19 protein-coding genes are annotated in these 19,212 nt (G+C 55.7%); 12 read left to right on the forward strand and 7 right to left on the reverse strand.

Annotation, left to right across the window (positions count from 1 at the left end; genetic code table 11):
* Window positions 1–15: 15 nt before the first annotated feature.
* Entirely contained in the window at window positions 16–831 is an 816-nt protein-coding gene (gene yidA, locus M2406_RS21935) for a sugar-phosphatase (RefSeq protein WP_259191364.1), read from the forward strand.
* 116 nt (window positions 832–947) lie between these two features.
* Here the strand turns inward: yidA and M2406_RS21940 are convergent, their stop codons facing one another.
* Both M2406_RS21940 and M2406_RS21945 read right to left on the reverse strand, forming a co-directional pair.
* On the reverse strand, window positions 948–1,916 hold the full coding sequence (locus M2406_RS21940) for a threonine/serine dehydratase (RefSeq protein WP_259191365.1): 969 nt from the start codon (window positions 1,914–1,916) through the stop codon (window positions 948–950).
* Window positions 1,913–2,518, reverse strand: a complete 606-nt coding sequence (locus tag M2406_RS21945; RefSeq protein ID WP_259191366.1) for a transcriptional regulator — start codon at window positions 2,516–2,518, stop codon at window positions 1,913–1,915. Before M2406_RS21945 ends, M2406_RS21940 begins: the two co-directional genes overlap by 4 nt.
* Before the next feature lie 274 nt (window positions 2,519–2,792).
* Here M2406_RS21945 and M2406_RS21950 point away from each other — a divergent pair, with 274 nt between their 5' ends.
* The 8 genes from M2406_RS21950 (at window position 2,793) to M2406_RS21985 (ending at window position 11,465) form a co-directional block, all read left to right on the forward strand.
* Entirely contained in the window at window positions 2,793–4,109 is a 1,317-nt protein-coding gene (locus M2406_RS21950) for an MFS transporter (protein ID WP_259191367.1), read from the forward strand.
* Window positions 4,102–5,049: a 2-hydroxyacid dehydrogenase gene (locus M2406_RS21955; RefSeq protein ID WP_259191369.1), complete on the forward strand. Its 948-nt coding sequence runs from the start codon at window positions 4,102–4,104 to the stop codon at window positions 5,047–5,049. The genes M2406_RS21950 and M2406_RS21955 overlap by 8 nt, the downstream gene beginning before the upstream one ends.
* Before the next feature lie 243 nt (window positions 5,050–5,292).
* Window positions 5,293–5,991 (forward strand): FadR/GntR family transcriptional regulator, encoded by a 699-nt coding sequence (locus M2406_RS21960; RefSeq protein WP_259191371.1) that lies wholly within the window; start codon window positions 5,293–5,295, stop codon window positions 5,989–5,991.
* Window positions 5,988–6,881, forward strand: a complete 894-nt coding sequence (locus tag M2406_RS21965; RefSeq protein ID WP_259191372.1) for a 2-dehydro-3-deoxygalactonokinase — start codon at window positions 5,988–5,990, stop codon at window positions 6,879–6,881. The genes M2406_RS21960 and M2406_RS21965 overlap by 4 nt, the downstream gene beginning before the upstream one ends.
* Window positions 6,865–7,482 carry a 2-dehydro-3-deoxy-6-phosphogalactonate aldolase gene (locus M2406_RS21970; RefSeq protein WP_012004517.1) on the forward strand — a complete coding sequence of 206 codons (618 nt, stop codon included), beginning with the start codon at window positions 6,865–6,867 and terminating at the stop codon, window positions 7,480–7,482. Before M2406_RS21965 ends, M2406_RS21970 begins: the two co-directional genes overlap by 17 nt.
* Window positions 7,479–8,627: a galactonate dehydratase gene (gene dgoD, locus M2406_RS21975; protein ID WP_012004518.1), complete on the forward strand. Its 1,149-nt coding sequence runs from the start codon at window positions 7,479–7,481 to the stop codon at window positions 8,625–8,627. Before M2406_RS21970 ends, dgoD begins: the two co-directional genes overlap by 4 nt.
* A gap of 218 nt (window positions 8,628–8,845) precedes the next feature.
* Window positions 8,846–10,138 (forward strand): MFS transporter, encoded by a 1,293-nt coding sequence (locus M2406_RS21980; protein WP_259191373.1) that lies wholly within the window; start codon window positions 8,846–8,848, stop codon window positions 10,136–10,138.
* 46 nt (window positions 10,139–10,184) lie between these two features.
* On the forward strand, window positions 10,185–11,465 hold the full coding sequence (locus M2406_RS21985) for a DUF3748 domain-containing protein (RefSeq protein ID WP_259191374.1): 1,281 nt from the start codon (window positions 10,185–10,187) through the stop codon (window positions 11,463–11,465).
* Between the two features lie 34 nt (window positions 11,466–11,499).
* On the opposite strand, the gene M2406_RS21990 is transcribed toward M2406_RS21985, so the two are convergent.
* Window positions 11,500–11,844 carry a YceK/YidQ family lipoprotein gene (locus M2406_RS21990; RefSeq protein ID WP_012004521.1) on the reverse strand — a complete coding sequence of 115 codons (345 nt, stop codon included), beginning with the start codon at window positions 11,842–11,844 and terminating at the stop codon, window positions 11,500–11,502.
* A 304-nt stretch (window positions 11,845–12,148) separates the two neighbouring features.
* Between M2406_RS21990 and ibpA the strand changes: the two genes are divergently transcribed.
* The 3 genes from ibpA (at window position 12,149) to M2406_RS22005 (ending at window position 14,925) form a co-directional block, all read left to right on the forward strand.
* Window positions 12,149–12,562: a small heat shock chaperone IbpA gene (gene ibpA / locus M2406_RS21995; RefSeq protein ID WP_004950577.1), complete on the forward strand. Its 414-nt coding sequence runs from the start codon at window positions 12,149–12,151 to the stop codon at window positions 12,560–12,562.
* A 108-nt stretch (window positions 12,563–12,670) separates the two neighbouring features.
* Window positions 12,671–13,099: a small heat shock chaperone IbpB gene (ibpB, locus tag M2406_RS22000; protein ID WP_012004522.1), complete on the forward strand. Its 429-nt coding sequence runs from the start codon at window positions 12,671–12,673 to the stop codon at window positions 13,097–13,099.
* Between the two features lie 167 nt (window positions 13,100–13,266).
* Entirely contained in the window at window positions 13,267–14,925 is a 1,659-nt protein-coding gene (locus M2406_RS22005) for a putative transporter (RefSeq protein WP_112363463.1), read from the forward strand.
* 18 nt (window positions 14,926–14,943) lie between these two features.
* Here M2406_RS22005 and M2406_RS22010 read toward each other — a convergent pair whose 3' ends face one another.
* The 4 genes from M2406_RS22010 to M2406_RS22025 all read right to left on the reverse strand — a co-directional run bounded on the left by M2406_RS22010 (window position 14,944) and on the right by M2406_RS22025 (window position 19,082).
* A complete protein-coding gene (locus M2406_RS22010; RefSeq protein WP_259191378.1) occupies window positions 14,944–15,324 on the reverse strand; it encodes a type II toxin-antitoxin system VapC family toxin in 381 nt (126 codons plus the stop codon).
* Window positions 15,324–15,545 carry a ribbon-helix-helix domain-containing protein gene (locus tag M2406_RS22015; RefSeq protein WP_259191381.1) on the reverse strand — a complete coding sequence of 74 codons (222 nt, stop codon included), beginning with the start codon at window positions 15,543–15,545 and terminating at the stop codon, window positions 15,324–15,326. The genes M2406_RS22010 and M2406_RS22015 overlap by 1 nt, the downstream gene beginning before the upstream one ends.
* Before the next feature lie 88 nt (window positions 15,546–15,633).
* Complete coding sequence (locus tag M2406_RS22020) at window positions 15,634–16,881, reverse strand: valine--pyruvate transaminase (RefSeq protein ID WP_041418423.1); 1,248 nt, start codon at window positions 16,879–16,881, stop codon at window positions 15,634–15,636.
* Between the two features lie 134 nt (window positions 16,882–17,015).
* Window positions 17,016–19,082 carry an alpha-amylase gene (locus M2406_RS22025; RefSeq protein WP_259191382.1) on the reverse strand — a complete coding sequence of 689 codons (2,067 nt, stop codon included), beginning with the start codon at window positions 19,080–19,082 and terminating at the stop codon, window positions 17,016–17,018.
* Between the last annotated feature and the right edge of the window lie 130 nt (window positions 19,083–19,212).

Raw genomic sequence — 19,212 nt, forward strand, 5'->3', positions numbered from 1 at the left:
CTGGGAGAGGCTCGAATGGCTATTGAACTGATTGCGATTGATATGGACGGCACGCTGCTTAACCCGCAGCACCAGATTACGCCGGCGGTAAAGCAGGCGATCACCGAGGCACGCCGCAAAGGGGTGCATGTGGTGCTGGCCACCGGGCGGCCTTACGTCGGCGTGCAGGATTATCTGCGTCAGTTGGACATTCAGGGGCCCGGTGATTTCTGTATTACCTATAATGGCGCGCTGGTGTTGAAGGCAGTAGATGGTGAATGCATCCTGCAGGAAACATTGGGTTTTGAGGATTACCTGCACTTCGAGAAGATGGCTCGCGAGTTTGGCGTCCATTTCCAGGCGTTTGATTTCGATACCCTGTATACCCCGAACAAGGATATCGGCAAATACACCGTGCATGAGTCTGAGATGACCGGTATTCCGCTGAAATACCGCAGCGTGGAAGAGATGGATCCTTCGATTCGTTTCCCTAAAGTGATGATGATCGACGAGCCTGAGCTGTTGGATCGCGCTATCGCTCGCATCCCGGCAGAAACGCGGGAACGTTACACCATCCTGAAAAGCGCGCCTTATTACCTGGAAATCTTGCACCAGAAAGTGGATAAGGGGGCTGGGGTGAAAATGCTGGCCGATCATCTCGGTATTGCGCGTGAAAACGTGATGACGTTGGGCGATCAGGCCAATGACACTGCGATGATTGAGTATGCCGGGTTAGGCGTGGCGATGGGCAATGCTATCCCGGAACTGAAAGCGGTAGCGCAGTTTGTTACCAGCACCAATACCGAAGACGGTGTAGCCCGCGCCATCGAGAAGTTTGTGCTGAATGCCTGATGGTTTTGGCATCACAGGGGCGCCACCGCGCCCCTGAAAGCAGGCTATAACCGCGCTAAAATACGCTTCACAATCTGTCAGCTCTGTATCGCCGGCCCGATCGAAACTGCCGTTTGTTAATGATTTTCATCGGCGATCGCTTTGAGGTATTTCTCCAGCACAATGTTTTTCCCGCACAGCACCACCGCCACTTTTTTGCCCTGAAATTCCGGCGCCAGTTTGATGGCGGCGGCTAAGGCTACCCCGGCTGCGCCTTCGATAATCCAGCGATCGCTGGCGGCAATCTGACGCATGGCCTGCTTGATCTCAGTTTCACTGACCAATACTTTACGATCGATCACCTGCTGACACAGTGGGAAGGTGATCGCACCCGGCTCAACGCCGCCGGCGGTGCCATCTGACAGCGTGTCCTGCTCTTCGACTGGATAAATATGACCGGCCTGCAGAGCACTGTACATGCTGGTGGAGTTTTCTGGCCAGCAGGCAATAATCTGCGTTTTCGGCGATAATTGCTGCAAAACGGTACCAATTCCTGAAATATAGCCACCACCACCCACGGCGATAAATACTGCATCCAAATCCGCTTGCTGCTCGACCAACTCCATGCCGCAGGTGCCCTGACCGGCGATCACCTGCTCGTCGTTATAGGGAGAGACATACACCTTGCCCTGTTCCTGCGCCGCTTTTTCCCCCGCCTGTTCCGCTTTCAGGGCATCTCCCGGTACCGTCACCACTTCGCTGCCCAACGCGCGGATGGTTTCCAGTTTGATCGCTGCCGCTGTTTCCGGGGCATATACCGTCACGCTGACTCCCGTCAGTTTGCCTGCCAGCGCCATCGCCTGACCGTGATTACCGCTGGAAGCCGCGATTACCCCGCGTTGACGTTGCTCGTCATTTAACAACCGCAGCTTGTTGCTGGCGCCGCGAAACTTAAAAGAGCCGGTAGGTTGCAGGTGATCGCATTTCAGATACAGCTCGCAACCCAACTGCTGTGACAGCAGTACGCTGCGTTCCAGCGGGGTCACGCGAACCTGCGGACGCAATTGCTGATGGGCGGAAACAATCGCGTCAAATAACTGACTCATACAGACTCCTTGATATTTTTCAGGTAGTTATAGACGGTGGCGCGGCCGATGCCGAGGATCTTGGCGACGTAGCCGGCGGCATTTTTTCCTTTGAAAGCGCCCTGGTGATACAGCGCCTCCACCAGTGCTCGCCGTCCTGCGCCGTTAAGTGCGCTGAGCGTCTGCTGGCGTTGTTGCAACCATTGATAAATGAAGGTGTTAATGCGCTCCTGCCAGTCGTCCTGGAACAACACATCCGGCTGCGGCTGCAAGGCGTTGCCCGCCAGAAAGATATCCAGCGCGGCTTTAGCGCTTTCCAGCACGGTGATATCAAGATTGATGCACATCAGCCCGATGGGATTGCCGCTGTCATCGCGCAGGACCGCGCTGATAGACCGCAGTTGGCTGCCATCCCAATTGCGCTTCAGGTAGGGGCCAATCACCTGTAAATCGGGTTCATCCTGTAACTCGCTCAGGTTGGAACTTTCGCCCAGCTCACGCTGCGATCGGTTATTGGTGATGTAAACCAGCGTCTGGCTGGCCAAATCATGAAGTGCCACTTCGGCGTAAGGGGCAAACAACAGCGTAATGGCATCGGCGATGGCGTGGTAGCGGCTCAGCATGGTGATCTTTTTTTTGGATTTAAAAATCTAATTTAGAATTAATTTTCTACTTTGTAAATCATTCCGACCCCCGGCTCGGTGTTTTTTTGTGATCTATCTTGTATTACAAGATGGATTTTCGTGCCTACAATGTACGCTAGCCTATTAAACAACCAACCGATTTTTATATTCAACAACGAGTTTTTTCTGATGACGAGATGAAAACACCACTGGATGCGTGATTTGTCAGGAACAGATCGTGCAGAAATTAATGAATTGCTCTGGGGGATGAATTATGGATTCCAGTACTTATTCCACGACAATCAAAAGGATGAATCGGCGTATTATTCCATTTATTATGCTGCTTTATCTTATTGCATATATAGACAGATCTAATATTTCCATTGCTGCATTGCAGATGAATGCCGATTTGGCGCTTAGCGCCGAGATGTATGGTATTGCCGCAGGGATTTTCTATATTTCCTACATTATTTTTGAAGTCCCCAGCAATATATTATTGAGCCGTATCGGTGCCAAGATATGGATTGCGCGCATCATGGTCACCTGGGGCATCATCGCCGCCGGTATGAGCCTGGTGCAAACGCCAACGCAACTCTATGTGATGCGTTTTTTACTCGGCGTGGCGGAGGCCGGGTTTACCCCTGGCATTATTTATTATCTTTCCTGTTGGTATCCGCGCAGTGACCGTGCGCGTGCCATGTCGATGTTTTACATCGGTGCAGCCCTGGCTTCGGTTATTGGCCTGCCGCTGTCCGGCAGCATCCTGAATATGCATGGTTTATTTGACATAGCAGGGTGGCGCTGGCTGTTCCTGCTGGAAGGTATCCCGGCGGTGTTGCTGGGCATCGTCACCTATTTTTACCTCGATGATGCGCCGCAACAGGCAAAATGGTTGGCGCCGCCGCAACGTCAGTGGCTGGTCAATAAAATGGCCGGTGAAATGGCGGAGACCGCTGGCGGACAATCACATCGCTGGAGCCAGGCGTTGACCAACCGGCGGGTTTGGGCGCTGAGCTTTATGTGGCTGTTGCAGGCGTTCGGCACCATAGGTATCACGCTATTTTTGCCTTTAATCGTCAAGGGCGTAGTCACGGAGCAAAGCTCCTTTGTTGTCAGTGTCCTTTCCGCCATTCCATTTTTCTTTGCCTGCATTTTCATGTACTTCAACGGCAGGCACTCCGATTTGACCGGTGAACGATCCCTGCATTTGGGGGGGCCGCTGATTGCCGCCGGTCTGCTGCTGCTGGCGGCGATTTATTGTCAAAATCTGGTGTTGGCCTACGGCATGTTGGTGCTTACCGTCGCGTTGAACTGGGCGATCACCCCTATTTTCTGGGCGGTAACCACCGAATCTATCGCCGGCGTGGCTGGTGCGGCGTCAATAGCCTTGATTAATGCGGTGGCCAATATTGCCGGCCTGGTCTTCCCACCGGTCATGGGGCGAATTAAAGATATTACCGGCAACTATGATATTGCGCTGATGGCCATTGCTGCGGCGTTGGTGGCTGGCGGCATTATCGGCCTGCGGCTTGGCAGGCCGCTATCAGCGGCTACAGGCGAGGTTGCACTGCAGGAGAACAACCATGGCTGAGACCATTTTGCAGGCCTCACCCTTGCCGCAAAGGTTGGTGGTGCAACTGCGTCAACATTTCCCATTGGTGGATCAGCGCGAATTGGCCCCTTTGGCGCTGGCGGCCCGAGCCGGCGAATTCACCGTCCTGCTGGTTGATGGCGAAACGGCGGTCAGTGCGGCACAAATTGCCGCTTTGCCGCAGTTAAAACTGATTGCCGTATTTGGCGTGGGTTATGAGCGGGTGGATGTGTTGGCCGCACGGGCTCAGGGTGTTCGGGTAACACATACGCCGGGGGTGTTGACCGATGACGTCGCCGATCTGGCGATTGGGTTGCTGCTGGCGACGGCCCGGCAGATTGGCGGCGCCCAACGTTTTATCGAGCGCGGCGACTGGCTGCAGGGCGGCTATCCCTGGACGCGCAAGGTTAGCGGCGCACGCCTGGGCATTCTTGGATTGGGAAGGATCGGGCGGGCGATAGCTCAGCGGGCAACCGCCTTCAATATGGCCGTCAGCTACCACTCCCGCCAACAATATGACGATTTTACCGGGCGTTTTTTTGCGACACCATTGGCACTGGCTGACCACTGCGACTTTCTGTTGGTTTGCACCAACGGAGGGGTGGCGACGCGGGCGCTGGTGGATGCACAGGTGTTAGAGGCATTGGGCGCTAACGGCATCTTAATCAACATTGCGCGGGGTTCGGTGGTGGATGAAGCGGCATTAGTAAAGGCGATTGACCAAGGGGTAATTGCCGGTGCTGGTCTGGATGTTTTTGAATGCGAACCGCAGGTTCCCGCCGGGTTGATGGGGCGGGACAATGTGGTGCTAACGCCGCATATGGCCAGTGCGACCCACAGCACGCGGCGGATGATGGCCGATCTGGTGTTCGACAACATAGCCGCTTATTTTTCCGGTCGGGCTTTGCCAACGCCGGTAGCGGAAAGCCCCAACCCGTAGTGGCATTGCCTCTGTTTCCAGCCTGTTTATCGCCCAACAACGGTGGTCTGTTTTGGTACGTCACGCAAACTTGTTGTCTGTTTTGTGATCTTAATTGTAGTACAACCAAATATATAGGTACTACAATAAGGCAGTGGTTGTTTAGGGAAGTTATCAAGATTGTGCTGCAACCGCAGGACGCCAATGGGAGACGCGGGTAAAGTAAATCCGTTATCACAGCATGGCGAACGCCACGGAGAAATCATGAACAAGCAGCAGATCGGTAAAACCGACCGCATCATTATTGAGATGGGCCAGCAGATCGTCGGCGGTAAGTATATTCCGGGGGCGGCATTACCCGCAGAAACGGAACTGTGCGAAGAGTTTGAAACTTCGCGCAATATCATCCGCGAAGTCTTGCGTGCGCTGATGTCCAAGCGGTTGGTGGAGGTGAAGCGTTATCGTGGCGCATTCGTAACGCTACGCAGCCAGTGGAATTATCTGGATACCGACGTCCTGAACTGGGTGCTGGCGCAGGATTATGATCCACGGCTGATCGCCTCGATGAGTGAGGTTCGTAACCTGGTGGAGCCAACGATTGCTCGCTGGGCGGCGGAGCGAGCCACCTCCAGCGAACTTGCGGTGATCGAAGCGGCGCTGAACGATATGAAAATCCATCACCAGGATCGCGAACGTTTTAATGAGGCCGACATCCGCTATCACGAAGCGGTGCTGGCGGCGGTACACAACCCGGTTTTGCAGCAACTTAGCGTGGCGATTAGCTCGCTGCAGCGCGCGGTATTTGAGCGCACCTACATGTCGGATGAGGACAATATGCCACGAACTCTGCGCGAGCATCAGGAATTGTATGACGCGATCCGTCATCAGGATCCGGATGCCGCAGAGCAGGCGGCACTGGCAATGATCGCCAGCTCAACCAAACGCCTAAAGGACATAACATGAGTGACAGCTTTATCGCGATTGACTGGGGTTCCACCAACCTGCGCGCCTGGCGTTACGAACAGGGCGTCTGTGTCGATAGCCTGCAGTCGCAGGCTGGTGTTACCCGCCTTGATGGCCGCACGCCGCAGCAGGTTTTCAGCGAGCTGATGGCGCGGTGGGCTGAGCCGCTGCCGGTGGTGATGGCTGGGATGGTCGGCAGCAATGCCGGCTGGCTGCAGGTGCCTTATCTGCATTGCCCAACCCGCCTGACCGAAGTTGCCCAACAGTTAACGGCGATAGAGCAGGCTTTACCTTACCGGGCCTGGGTTATTCCGGGCATCTGTATCGAACGTGAAGATAACTACAACGTCATGCGTGGTGAAGAAACCCAGTTGATTGGCGCCTATGCCGAACAGCCGGCGGCGGTTTATATCATGCCCGGTACCCACAGCAAATGGGTGCGCATGGAGGGCGACACCCTGGCGGATTTCCGCACGGTGATGACGGGCGAATTGCATCATTTGCTGCTCAGCCATTCGTTGATCGGCGTGGGGCTAAGTGAACAACGGCCTAATCCACAGGCGTTTATCAACGGATTGGAAGTCGGCATGAATGAAAGCCACATCGTGCGACGTTTATTTGAAACCCGCGCCGCTCACGTGCTTGGCAAACTGGAAAAAAGCGCCGTCAGCGACTGGCTTTCCGGCTTGTTGATCGGCAACGAGGTGGCGCAGATGCAGCGTGAATACCCGCTGCCGCCGGATGCCGCATTAACGGTGATCGGCAACCCGCAGCTTGGCGAGCGTTATGCCCAGGCACTGACTATGGCCGGGATACGCCACCAGATCCTGGATGGCGATCGGGCTTTCCAATCGGGAATAAGGAGCATTGTGCATGAGCTGGAATACTGAACTGCCGCTGATCGCCATCCTGCGCGGCATTACGCCGCAGGAGGTGGCTGATCACGTACAAACCTTGCTTGAGGCGGGGTTCGATGCGATTGAAATACCGATGAACTCGCCGGACTGGCAGCAAAGCATCGGTGATACGGTGAAGAAATTCGGCGATCGCGCCCTGATTGGTGCCGGCACCGTGCTGCAACCTGCGCAGGTGGAAGAGTTGGCCGCGCTGGGGGGGCAACTGGTGGTGACTCCCAATACCCAACCGGCGGTGATCCGCAGGGCCGTGGCGCTGGGCATGACGGTTTGCGCCGGTTGCGCCACCGCGTCAGAAGCATTCAACGCACTGGAGGCCGGGGCTCAGGCATTGAAGATTTTCCCCTCGGTCTCCTTTGGCCCGGACTATATCAAGGCGCTGAAAGCGGTGCTGCCGCCTCAGATCCCTGTTTTTGCCGTCGGCGGCATCACGCCGGAAAACTTGCATCTGTATCTGGCCGCAGGCTGCGTGGGTGCCGGGTTGGGGGGCGATCTCTATCGCGCCGGCCAATCGGTGGAACGCACCGCTCAGCAGGCTGCCGCTTTCGTTCGGGCCTATAAGGAAGCCACTCAATGAAAATAACCAAAATGACCACCTATCGGCTACCGCCGCGCTGGATGTTCCTGAAGATTGAAACCGATGAAGGCATCGTCGGTTGGGGTGAACCGGTGATTGAAGGGCGCGCACGCAGCGTGGAGGCGGCGGTGCACGAGCTGTCGGAATATGTGGTCGGCCAGGATCCGGCGCGGATTAACGATATCTGGCAAACCCTCTACCGCGGCGGTTTCTATCGCGGCGGCCCGATCCTGATGAGTGCGATCGCCGGTATTGATCAGGCGCTGTGGGATATCAAAGGCAAGGCGCTGGGCGTACCGGTTTATCAGCTATTGGGCGGTTTGGTGCGTGACAAAATCAAGGCGTATAGCTGGGTGGGCGGCGATCGTCCTTCTGACGTGATTGCCGGCATCAACAAGCTGACGGAAATCGGCTTCGATACCTTTAAACTGAACGGTTGCGAAGAGATGGGCATTATCGACAGTGCGCGCAAGGTGGATGCTGCGGTGGCGGTGGTGGCGCAGATCCGCGAAGCCTTTGGTAACCGTATCGAGTTCGGTCTGGATTTCCATGGTCGTGTCGATGCGCCGATGGCAAAAATCCTGATCAAAGAGCTGGAGCCGTACCGTCCGCTGTTTATTGAAGAGCCGGTGCTGGCGGAACAGGCAGAGTACTATCCGCGCCTGGCGGCGCAGACGCATATCCCGATTGCCGCCGGTGAACGTATGTATTCACGTTTTGATTTCAAACGGGTGCTGGCAGATGGCGGCCTGGCGATTATTCAGCCTGATCTGTCTCATGCCGGTGGCATCACCGAATGCTTCAAGATTGCCGCCATGGCGGAGACCTATGATGTGGCGCTGGCTCCGCATTGCCCACTGGGGCCGATTGCGCTGGCTGCCTGTCTGCATGTGGACTTTGTGGCGCGTAACGCGGTGTTCCAGGAGCAGAGCATGGGCATTCACTACAATCAGGGGGCCGAACTGCTGGACTACGTAGTGAATAAAGACGATTTCAAAATGACCGACGGCCACTTCTACCCACTGACTAAACCGGGCCTCGGGGTGGAAATTAACGAAGAGCTGGTGATCGAGCGCAGTAAACAAGCGACGGACTGGCGTAATCCCGTGTGGCGCTATCCGGACGGCGCAGTCGCCGAGTGGTAATTAGCCGTCATCTTTCAAACCGCAGCGTTATTACCTGCACGCACTGACCCCAGTCATGGATTGACGATGTACAGGGTAATAGCCGATAGCGTTAAGGCTAAATAAAGTAGTCCTAAATTAAAAACACCATCAATTGAATTAAATAATTCTGTTAACCCGGAAGGGGATCCCCTACTTCTCTTCCGTCTTAAAATCCGAAAAATAACGGAATAAAAATAATGGAAATAACCTTAACCTCAGCACCAAAAAGTAAACGCCGCTATTTAACGTTATTCATGATATTTGTCACCGTGGTGATCTGCTATGTCGACCGTGCCAATCTGGCGGTGGCTTCAGCGCATATTCAACAGGAGTTTGGCATCAGCAAGGCGCAGATGGGCTATATTTTCTCTGCTTTTGCCTGGACCTATACCCTGTGCCAGATCCCTGGCGGTTGGTTTCTGGATCGCGTCGGCTCAAAACTGACCTATTTTATTGCCATTATGGGCTGGTCAATTGCGACGTTGCTGCAGGGGTTCGCCAGTGGTCTGGTATCACTGATTGGCCTGCGTGCGGTGACCGGGTTGTTTGAAGCGCCGGCATTTCCCACCAATAATCGCATCGTCACCAGTTGGTTCCCCGAGCAGGAGCGGGCTTCGGCGGTGGGGTTCTATACTTCCGGTCAGTTTGTCGGGCTGGCGTTTTTGACGCCGCTATTGATCTGGGTACAAGAGATCCTCAGTTGGCACTGGGTGTTCATCATCACCGGCGGTGTCGGCATCGTCTGGGCGTTGGTGTGGCAGCGTGTTTATCAGTCGCCGCGCAACAGCAAAGGGGTGAACGACGCCGAGCTGAAATATATTCAGGACGGTGGCGGCATGGTGGATGGCGACGTCGCGTCGGAAAAGAAAAGCCGCGTAGCGCTCACCGCTGCCGACTGGAAACTGGTGTTTCACCGCAAGCTGGTGGGGGTGTATCTCGGCCAGTTCGCTATTACCTCAACGCTGTGGTTCTTCCTCACCTGGTTCCCGAATTATCTGACGCAGGAAAAGCACATTGCCGCACTGACCGCCGGTTTTATGACCACGGTGCCCTTCCTGGCGGCGTTCTGCGGCGTGTTGTTATCCGGTTTTGTTGCCGATCGCTTGCTTCGCAGCGGCCGTTCCATCGGTTTTGCGCGTAAAACGCCTATCATCTGCGGATTGCTGCTCTCTACCTGCATCATGGGGGCCAATTACACCAACGATCCGCTGTGGATTATGGTGTTGATGGCGCTGGCGTTCTTTGGCAACGGTTTCGCCTCCATTACCTGGTCGCTGGTGTCATCGCTGGCACCGACCCGGTTGATTGGCTTGACCGGTGGGGTGTTTAACTTTGTCGGCGGGCTGGGGGGGATCACAGTACCCTTGGTGGTGGGTTATCTGGCGCAGGATTATGGTTTTGCTCCCTCACTGATTTATATCGCCGTGGTGGCACTACTCGGCGCGTTGTCGTATCTGTTGTTGGTGGGTGATGTGAAACGCGTTGGCTGATCCGGTAAGATGGCGGCTCAGTGCCAGCATGCGCAGGGGAGCCGCCATGAGCCATCGGGAAAAACAGCTGACTTTTGATCCACGTGGGCATCAGTTAACCAATATTAACGTCTGGACGCCGGACAGCCAGTGGCTGGCTTACGACGTACGCCCGAGCGGCGCCTCTTTCACCGGCCTGAGTATTGAACGGGTGAACGTCGACAGCGGCGTGGTGGAAGTGGTGTACCGTGCCCAGCACGGTGCTCATGTGGGCGTGGTGACCGTCAGCCCGGACGCACCGGCCCGGTATGCTTTTATCCACGGCCCGGAGCACCCAGATAGCGTTTGGCATTACGATTTTCACCATCGTCGTGGGGTGATTGTCAGCGAACCGGATCGCGAACTGGCCATTACCCTCGATGCGATGGACATCACCGCGCCCTATACTCCCGGCGCACTACGCGGCGGCACTCACGTGCACGTTTTTAGTCCGGACGGCAGTCGCCTGAGCTTTACCTATAATGACCATGTGATGCATGAGCTGGACCCGGCGCTGGATCTGCGCAACGTGGGCGTAGCCGTGCCATTACAGGGCGTGAACCCTCCCAAGCAGCATCCGCGTGAATATGACGGCAGCCATTACTGCGTATTGGTCAGCGAGACCACGCCACAACCGCAGCCGGGCAGTGACCAAATTAATCGCGCTTATGAAGAGGGCTGGGTTGGCCAAGGCGGTTATACCCGGCCTGATGGGCGGCAACAGCGCTGGGCGCTGGCGTTTATCGGCGATACGATTTCCAGCAGCGGTGAAAAGCTGCCTGAGGTGTTTATCGTTGATCTGCCGCAGGATGATGCCGATTACGCCAAAGCCGGTGCCCGGCCGTTGCAGGGTACCCCGACCCAAATACCTGCCCCCCCGCTGGGGGTACGCCAACGTCGGCTGACCTTTACTGGCCAGCGACGTTTCCCTGGTGTGGCGACCACTCCCCGCCACTGGCTGCGCAGTTCACCCGACGGCAGTATGATTGCCTGCCTGATGAAGGATGACGCGGGCGTGGTACAGCTGTGGGTGGTCTCACCCAACGGCGGTGACCCGCGTCAGGTCACGCAGGGTGAACAGGGGATTCAATCGGCGTTCAGTTGGCATCCGCAGGGCGGTCGTATCGCGCTGGTGTGTGATAACAGCCTGATGTTATGTGAGGTAGCCAGCGGGCGGATGCAGCGTTTGACGCAGCGTACTGCGCTACCGCCTTCGGGGGACGCTATTGTGTTCTCTCCGGACGGCAGTAAAGTGGCGTTTATGCGTGAGATCGACGGGTTCAGCCAGATTTTTGTGGCCGAGGTATGAGCAACGGCGGGCGAACAGCCCGCATCAGGTTTTTTTACTGTGGGGTGGCAGCCGCCGCATGGGCTGGATCGCCGCTGGCGGCCAGATTCTGCTCTTCGCCACGCAAGATGCGCGCTCTCGGCGAGTCTGCGGTACCGTCACTGCCGGAGCGCATATAGTCGTAAGGCAGTAACACCGTGTCCATCACCGCCGAGAATGGCAGATCCAGCGCCACCAGTGGCATCATTGCCCAACTGGTATTGTCGTCCCTCAGCACGTTCATGCTGGCACGGGTACCCGGATAGTAGCCCTGATTCGGGCCGGTGTGACTCATTACGCTGGAGCAGCCGTTGGTCGCTAACAGCATGCAACTGGTTGCTATGACTCTTATCGTTTTCATTATTCCATCCTGCAGGGTGCTGTTCCCCAAAATCTGCTGATCTATAACATCTTGTGGATGTTTTAAAAGGAGCAAGAGCCCGCTCTGTGGCGGCCGTCTCAGTTTATTGTAAGGGATAAAAAAACTTTCGCTGCACTGATTATCATTTTTTTGATCATCGCCGGTTGAAATGGTGAAAGTCACCCCCATTTTCTTATCAGAAGCAAATTAAGAATTCGCCGTAAGGGAATTCTGATTATTTAGCCTGTCCATGATGGAAGGCTTAATTATTAAACCTCGCTGAAGTGCCTTAGGAGGCTGTTTTATGCGTAATTTCGATCTTTCTCCACTCTACCGTTCTGCGATTGGCTTTGACCGTTTGTTTAATGCGTTGGAGGCAGGCCAGAGCCAGGGTAATGGCGGCTATCCTCCTTATAACGTTGAGCTGGTGGATGAAAATCATTACCGCATCGCGATCGCGGTGGCAGGATTCGCCGAGCAAGAGCTCGAGATTACCACCCAGGATAACCTGTTGATTGTACGTGGCGCTCATAATAATGAGCCGGCGGAAAGAACCTACTTATATCAAGGTATTGCCGAACGTAACTTTGAACGTAAATTCCAGTTGGCCGAGCATATCCAAATTAAAGGCGCCAAACTGGAAAACGGCCTGTTGTATATCGATATGGAACGCATCGTGCCGGAAACATTAAAACCGCGCCGGATAGAAATTAAGTAATTCTTATTTCATCGGCGAAATGAACCGCTGGTGCAATGAATGTTAGTTAACTGCCTGCCGTCAGGGGGCGATTAAACCTCATCTCGCTTCATAGAAGGAGTTAATACTATGCGCAATTACGACTTATCCCCACTACTGCGTCAGTGGATCGGCTTTGACAAATTGGCCAGTTCAATGGGTGGCCAGGAGCCGCAAGGGTTCCCGCCATACAACATCGAGAAAAGCGACGATAACCACTACCGCATTTCTCTGGCGCTGGCCGGCTTCAAACAAAGCGAACTGGATATTGAAGTCGAAGGCCCACGTCTGACCGTGCGCGGTAAGCCGACACCGTCGGAAAAACAGGTGGAATATCTGCATCAGGGGTTGGTGTGCAAAGAGTTCGCACTGACCTTCACGCTGGCTGAGCATTTGCAGGTTTCCGAGGCCCAGTTTGAAAATGGCCTGCTGCATATCGATCTGGTGCGTCAGGTACCGGAAGCCCTGCAGCCACAGCGGATCGCCATCGGTACTACGCCAGGGCTGGAAGCCAAATAACCGACTGAGAAACAGTTAAATTTTCAGGGGGAAGTCCTAACGGGCTTCCCCCTTTGCTTTCTGTGGCGCAAGCCACAGTCACCCTTTTCTGCCTGTGCCAAAATCCCTGTTAATTGTGAGTCTTTAACCGCAAGCCGGTTGTTAAACTTTTGGCAAGGATGTGAGCTATGAGCGAAATCGCCCTGACCGTCAGCATGTTGGCGTTGGTGGCCGTTCTCGGGCTGTGGATGGGTAACTGGAAGATCTATGGGGTGGGGCTGGGCATTGGTGGAGTGCTGTTCGGCGGCATTATCGTTGGGCATTTCGCCCAGAGCTGGCAGCTCAATCTTAATGGCGACATGCTGCATTTCATCCAGGAATTCGGCCTGATCCTGTTCGTGTACACCATTGGTATTCAGGTCGGTCCGGGGTTTTTCTCCTCCTTGCGGGTGTCCGGGCTACGGCTCAACGGCTTCGCCATTTTACTGGTGCTGGTCGGTGGGTTGGTCGCGGCGGTGGTTCACAAGCTGTTTGCCGTGCCGTTGCCGATTATTCTTGGCGTGTTCTCCGGGGCGGTCACCAATACTCCGGCGCTCGGCGCTGGGCAGCAAATCCTTACCGATTTGGGTTCAGATCCGGCACTGGTCGATCGCATGGGTATGGGTTACGCCATGGCTTATCCGTTTGGCATCTGCGGCATTTTATTGGTGATGTGGCTGATACGCCTGTTTTTCCGCATTAATATCGAGCAAGAGGCGCAGGCGTTTGAAAGCAGCCTGGGCAACCAGCGCGAACTGCTGCATACCATGAACGTGGCGGTGCGTAACCCGAATCTGCAGGGGATGGCTATCAAAAATGTACCGCTGCTGAACGGCGAGGACATCATCTGTTCTCGCCTGAAACGCGGCGATTTGCTGATGGTGCCGGCACCGCTTGAAAAGCTGGAACTGGGCGATTATCTGCATCTGGTGGGCAAGCGCGAAAGCCTGGAAAATGCCCGGCTGGTGATTGGCGAAGAGGTCGACGTCTCGCTGTCAACGCGCGGTACAGAGCTGCAGGTGGTGAGAGCAGTGGTGACTAATGAGAAGGTGCTGGGCAGTAAAATCCGCGATCTGAACCTGAAGCAGAAATACGACGTGGTGATCTCGCGACTCAACCGTTCCGGGGTCGAGCTGGTGGCCGGCAGCAATGTGACGCTGCAATTTGGTGACATCCTCAACCTGGTGGGGCGGCCCGAATCTATCGAGGCGGTGGCGGCGATTGTCGGCAACGCCCAACAGAAGTTGCAGCAGGTGCAGATGTTGCCGGTGTTTATCGGAATCGGCCTCGGCGTGCTGTTGGGATCCATCCCGCTGTTTATACCGGGTTTCCCGGCGGCATTGCGTCTGGGGCTGGCCGGTGGCCCACTGGTGGCGGCGCTGATCCTTGGGCGTATCGGCAGCATCGGCAAGCTGTACTGGTTTATGCCGCCCAGTGCCAATCTGGCGTTGCGTGAACTGGGGATCGTGCTGTTTCTGGCGGTGGTCGGGTTGAAGTCGGGCGGTAACTTTGTCGATACGCTGATTAATGGCGAAGGGCTGGCATGGATTGGCTATGGCGCGCTGATTACTGCGATCCCTCTGTTTAGCGTGGGCGTACTGGCGCGGATGGTGGGCAAGATGAACTACCTGACGCTGTCTGGCATGCTGGCAGGGTCAATGACCGATCCGCCGGCGCTGGCCTTCGCTAACGGCCTGCACCCGACCAGCGGCGCTGCCGCGCTGTCTTACGCCACGGTTTATCCTTTGGCGATGTTCCTGCGCATCATGTCGCCGCAGTTGCTGGCGGTACTATTCTGGGCGATGTAAGACTCTGGCAATAGTGCGTCAAAGTTGATACGGCATCAGCACACCGTTACTGGTGCCGAAGTCTTTGGGATTACGTGAAATTAGCGTTCTGAAAACAATTTGCGCCGTAGCCCAGATAATGGCATCGGGTAGTTTTATTCCTCGTGAGTGACGTAGTTCAACTGCTCGCTCTGCAACCTCATCGGTGATTGGCAGCAACAAGAATTGCCCTAAAAATTGGCGGGTTTTAAGTTCGAGCGCTGACGATTGTTTTTTTGCTCCAACCATGACCTCCATCCAGGTAATGGCGCTGATTGCCGGGTGGGCATGGTATTCGGTGAGTACCTCCCTGGCCTGCGGAATGCCATTGAGATAATCGATCAGGATATTGGTATCAAATAGCACCAGTTGAGCGGTCATTAATCCCACTCCTCGCGGAGCTGATTCTCATAATCGACGCCGTCACCCAATACACCCGACCATAATCCGAAAGCATTACTTGGGTCATCCACCCGGTTTACCACCAGATAACGAGAGACTGCCTGCCGGATGATCTCAGCTCGAGGGACATGACGAATGTTCTTCAGATTGTCGAGTTGCCGCAGGTCTTCTTCAGGTAAATCAATCACTATGCGGACCATAATTAACCTTCTGAGAAAAAAGATATACGATATACGTATCATATATCTTTTCTGGTTAATTTTCAATCAATCGAGCAAGGCAGGATCATTATTCCTGGTGCGCGCGTTCGATCTCTTCCGCCAGGATTGCCACGCCACGCTCAATTTTCTCCGGATCCGGCACGTAGTTCATCCGCATGCACTGATGGGTATGCGGCCATTCATGCTCCAGCCCAGGGAAGAAATAGTGGCCGGGTACCATCAGCACGCCACGTTTTTTCAGGCGCTGGTACAGCAATTCAGTGGTAATCGGCAGATCCTTGAACCACAGCCAGAGGAAAATTGCCCCTTCCGGTTTATGGATCAGGCAGCGTTCTGGTGACAGGTAGCGGCGAATGATCTCGATAGTGTGCTCGACGCGCTGTTTGTAGAACGGACGGATCACTTCGTTGGACAGGCGCAGCAGGTCACCGCGTTCAATCATTTCCGTTGCCATCGCCGGCCCCATGCTGCCCGGTGACAGGCTAATGATGCCGTTCATGTTGGTCAGGGCGCTGATGGTCTTTTCATCGGCGATCACTATGCCGCAGCGCGAACCGGGCAGGCCGAGTTTCGACAGGCTCATGCACAGAATGATGTTCGGGTTCCACAGCGGCGTTGCGTCGCTGAAGATAATGCCGGGGAAGGGCACGCCATAGGCGTTATCGATCACCAGCGGAATATTGCGCTGCTGCGCCAACCGGTCGAGCTTCATCAGCTCTTCGTCGGTGATCACGTTGCCGGTCGGGTTGGTCGGGCGTGATACGCAGATCATGCCGATATCATCGCCGATGTTCAGGTGTTCGAAATCAACGTGATACTTGAACTGGCCTTCCGGCAGCAATTCGATGTTGGGTTTGGCCGAGACAAACAGCCCTTCGTCCAACCCGGCATCGGCATAGCCGATATATTCCGGCGCCAGCGGGAACAGTACGCGGCGGCGGCTGCCGTCGGCATAGCGGCCGGCAAACAGGTTAAACAAGTAGAAAAACGCGCTCTGACTGCCATTTGTCAGTGCAATATTCTGTGGAGAGATCTGCCAGCCCAGCTCGTCGCGCAGCAATTTGGCCAGTGCTTTCAGCAGGGCGTCTTTGCCCTGCGGGCCGTCATAGTTACACAGCGCCTCGGTCAGTTTGCCCTGGTCGAGCATGTCCTGACACAGCTGTTTGAAGTAGCTTTCCATCTCTGGAATTTGCGCCGGATTACCGCCGCCGAGCATGATGGCACCGGGGGTGCGCAGGCCTTCGTTCAGGTCATCCATTAAACGGGTAATGCCCGCGTAACGGGTAAATTTGTCGCCGAAAAGTGAAAAAGTCATAGGTGCAGCTGTATTATTTTTAGCAGGTAATTCCCCACCATACCGCCTGTCAATTTCCGACGCAATGCGGTTCATAAAACAGCCACCGGGAGTAAACTTCGCCCGATGGCCATTTCCCAGCATATCGCGCTGAATTATTGTGACCGATCGCCGACCCACACCACCATCACCTTATCGTCGCCAAGCCGACGGCTGAAGGCGTAGTATTGCGCCGTTTGTTGCGACTGCTGTTTACCCGAACCGATTGCCGGGTGGCGAGCGCGGAATTGGCCCAGCTGCTGCCAGTGCGCCAGCAGTGGGGCTTTGTCGCCCTGCAGCTCACTCCAGTTCATATCGGAACGGGTGCCCTGCAACGGGTCTGAACCGCTCGGGCCAAGCTGACGACCACTTTCATCACCGTAGTAAATTTGTACCGCGCCGGGGGCCAGCAGCAGCAGGTCGGCGGCACGCTGCTGCAGCGCCAGCGACCCTTTGGCATCACTGGCAAAGAACAGCCGGGTATCGTGCGAAGAGATGTAGCTCAACACGTTGAAATCCTGCAACTTGTCAGCCATCTGTTGATAGGTGGCGTCGATGCTGGAGAAGCAGCTCAGCGCCTGCGACGCCTGATCCTGGAAATCAAAATTGATCATCGCGTCGAAGCCGTTCTGGTAATAGTCACTTTTCATCACACCATGGCCCCAGGCTTCACCGGTCATCCAGAATGGGGCGTTATCCAGTGCCTGTTGCGGATGAGCGGCTTTCCACTCGGCCAACGCCGCCGTGGCACGCTGTTTCAGCAGCGCCAGCGTCGGTTTCTCCACGTGTTTGGCAGTGTCGACGCGGAAGCCGTCAATGCCGTAATCGCGTACCCATTGGCTGAGCCAGGTAGTCAGGTAGTCGCGGGGAGTCGCTCCGGGAATTTCGTGCGCAGCGCTGTCGGGTTTATGGCGATAAAACAGCGGCAGACCGCTGGCGCCGGGCACTTCAGTTTTGATGTCCGGGAGGAAGGCCAGCGACATGGTGAGGTCGTCATAGCCCGGTGGATCGTAGTCGCCGATATCGGTGCGGATCCAGTTTTTACCCCACCAGGCGTCCCAACCGGCCTTATCGCTGAAGTTGATGTAATCGTTGAAGCTGTGCCAGTTTTGTCCTGTGCCCGGCCGCCAGTCGCCCCAGTTTTTACCCAGTGTTTTTTCGATCTCTGCACCTTTCAGATACAGCGAGCCGAACTGGAAGGTCTGCATATCCGCCAGCGTGGCGTAACCGACGTGATTCACCACCACGTCAAACAGAATGCGGATACCACGCTGGTGCGCTTGCTCGACCAGCGTGCGCAGATCTTGCTCGCTGCCCATATTGGCATCGAGCCGGGTCCAGTCCAGCGCGTAGTATCCGTGATAGGCATAATGCGGGAAGTCGCCCTTGGTGCCGCCGCCAACCCAGCCGTGGATTTGCTCCAGCGGCGAACTGATCCACAGCGCATTGACGCCGAGCTGTTGCAGATAATCGAGCTTTTGCGTCAGGCCGGCCAAATCACCGCCGTGGAAGGTGCCTATCTCCTGCATGCCGTCGCTGCGGCGGCCGTAGCTGTGGTCGTTGGCCGGGTTACCGTTTTCAAAGCGATCGGTGAGGGCGAAGTAGACCGTGGCGTTGTGCCAGTTGAACGGCGCGGCTTTCTCGCTGCTTGCCGACTCCAGCAACAGTAATCCCCCGCTGCCTGCGGCCGGTTGCAGGGTGACTTTGCCCTGGCTGACCCTGGTCGTTTGGCCAGAATAGAAATCACGTACCGTTTCACCTTCGGCAAAGGTCGCCGCCACGTCAAGAGTGACCGGCAAGCCGTCCCAGCGTGGGCAGGTGCGCGCTACCGCAGAGGCGGCGATTTCCGGTGCGGTTTTCAGGCTGAGCTGCAACGTTGGTGTACCGCTGCGGGTGTCGATGCGCACCTGATATTCGCCTGCGCGGAACAACCGCCAGTTAACCGGTGGGTTATCGCCGCAAGGTTGCAGTGACAGGGCTTGATTCAGTTTGGCCGCCGTGGTCGGCTGCCAGCACTGTTGGTTCTGGTAAATCTTCAGCGGCAGTTCGCCCTTGGCCAACGTGGCGTGGCTGGTGAACAAGCCGCTGGCGGACTCGTCAAAGGTCGGGAAGCTTTGCAGCGTCCAGCTCGCCATTGCCGCCGGTGACAGCAGCATCAACAGGGGAAGGGTCAGGCGTTTCATGGCTCTCCTTACGCGTGGCAGGAAGCGTTTTTCTTGTAGGGTAATGCCCAGTGTGACCAACGATAAAAAAATAGCCTCATCCCAACAGATAATTTTCCGGGAGGAGATGGCGGGGGGAGAGGGATGGAAC

The sequence above is a fragment of the Serratia sp. BIGb0163 genome (assembly GCF_024809935.1).
GTDB classification, from domain to species: Bacteria; Pseudomonadota; Gammaproteobacteria; order Enterobacterales; family Enterobacteriaceae; genus Serratia; species Serratia quinivorans.

Coding starts and splice junctions, on each gene's coding strand:
- ibpA (WP_004950577.1), top strand. CDS start 12,149: ATGCGTAATTTCGATCTTTCTCCACTCTACCGTTCTGCGATTGGCTTT.
- dgoD (WP_012004518.1), top strand. CDS start 7,479: ATGAAAATAACCAAAATGACCACCTATCGGCTACCGCCGCGCTGGATG.
- M2406_RS22010 (WP_259191378.1), bottom strand. CDS start 15,324: ATGACCGCTCAACTGGTGCTATTTGATACCAATATCCTGATCGATTAT.
- M2406_RS21970 (WP_012004517.1), top strand. CDS start 6,865: ATGAGCTGGAATACTGAACTGCCGCTGATCGCCATCCTGCGCGGCATT.
- M2406_RS21950 (WP_259191367.1), top strand. CDS start 2,793: ATGGATTCCAGTACTTATTCCACGACAATCAAAAGGATGAATCGGCGT.
- ibpB (WP_012004522.1), top strand. CDS start 12,671: ATGCGCAATTACGACTTATCCCCACTACTGCGTCAGTGGATCGGCTTT.
- M2406_RS22020 (WP_041418423.1), bottom strand. CDS start 16,881: ATGACTTTTTCACTTTTCGGCGACAAATTTACCCGTTACGCGGGCATT.
- yidA (WP_259191364.1), top strand. CDS start 16: ATGGCTATTGAACTGATTGCGATTGATATGGACGGCACGCTGCTTAAC.
- M2406_RS22005 (WP_112363463.1), top strand. CDS start 13,267: ATGAGCGAAATCGCCCTGACCGTCAGCATGTTGGCGTTGGTGGCCGTT.
- M2406_RS21990 (WP_012004521.1), bottom strand. CDS start 11,844: ATGAAAACGATAAGAGTCATAGCAACCAGTTGCATGCTGTTAGCGACC.
- M2406_RS21980 (WP_259191373.1), top strand. CDS start 8,846: ATGGAAATAACCTTAACCTCAGCACCAAAAAGTAAACGCCGCTATTTA.
- M2406_RS22015 (WP_259191381.1), bottom strand. CDS start 15,545: ATGGTCCGCATAGTGATTGATTTACCTGAAGAAGACCTGCGGCAACTC.
- M2406_RS21960 (WP_259191371.1), top strand. CDS start 5,293: ATGAACAAGCAGCAGATCGGTAAAACCGACCGCATCATTATTGAGATG.
- M2406_RS21945 (WP_259191366.1), bottom strand. CDS start 2,518: ATGCTGAGCCGCTACCACGCCATCGCCGATGCCATTACGCTGTTGTTT.
- M2406_RS21965 (WP_259191372.1), top strand. CDS start 5,988: ATGAGTGACAGCTTTATCGCGATTGACTGGGGTTCCACCAACCTGCGC.
- M2406_RS22025 (WP_259191382.1), bottom strand. CDS start 19,082: ATGAAACGCCTGACCCTTCCCCTGTTGATGCTGCTGTCACCGGCGGCA.
- M2406_RS21985 (WP_259191374.1), top strand. CDS start 10,185: ATGAGCCATCGGGAAAAACAGCTGACTTTTGATCCACGTGGGCATCAG.
- M2406_RS21955 (WP_259191369.1), top strand. CDS start 4,102: ATGGCTGAGACCATTTTGCAGGCCTCACCCTTGCCGCAAAGGTTGGTG.
- M2406_RS21940 (WP_259191365.1), bottom strand. CDS start 1,916: ATGAGTCAGTTATTTGACGCGATTGTTTCCGCCCATCAGCAATTGCGT.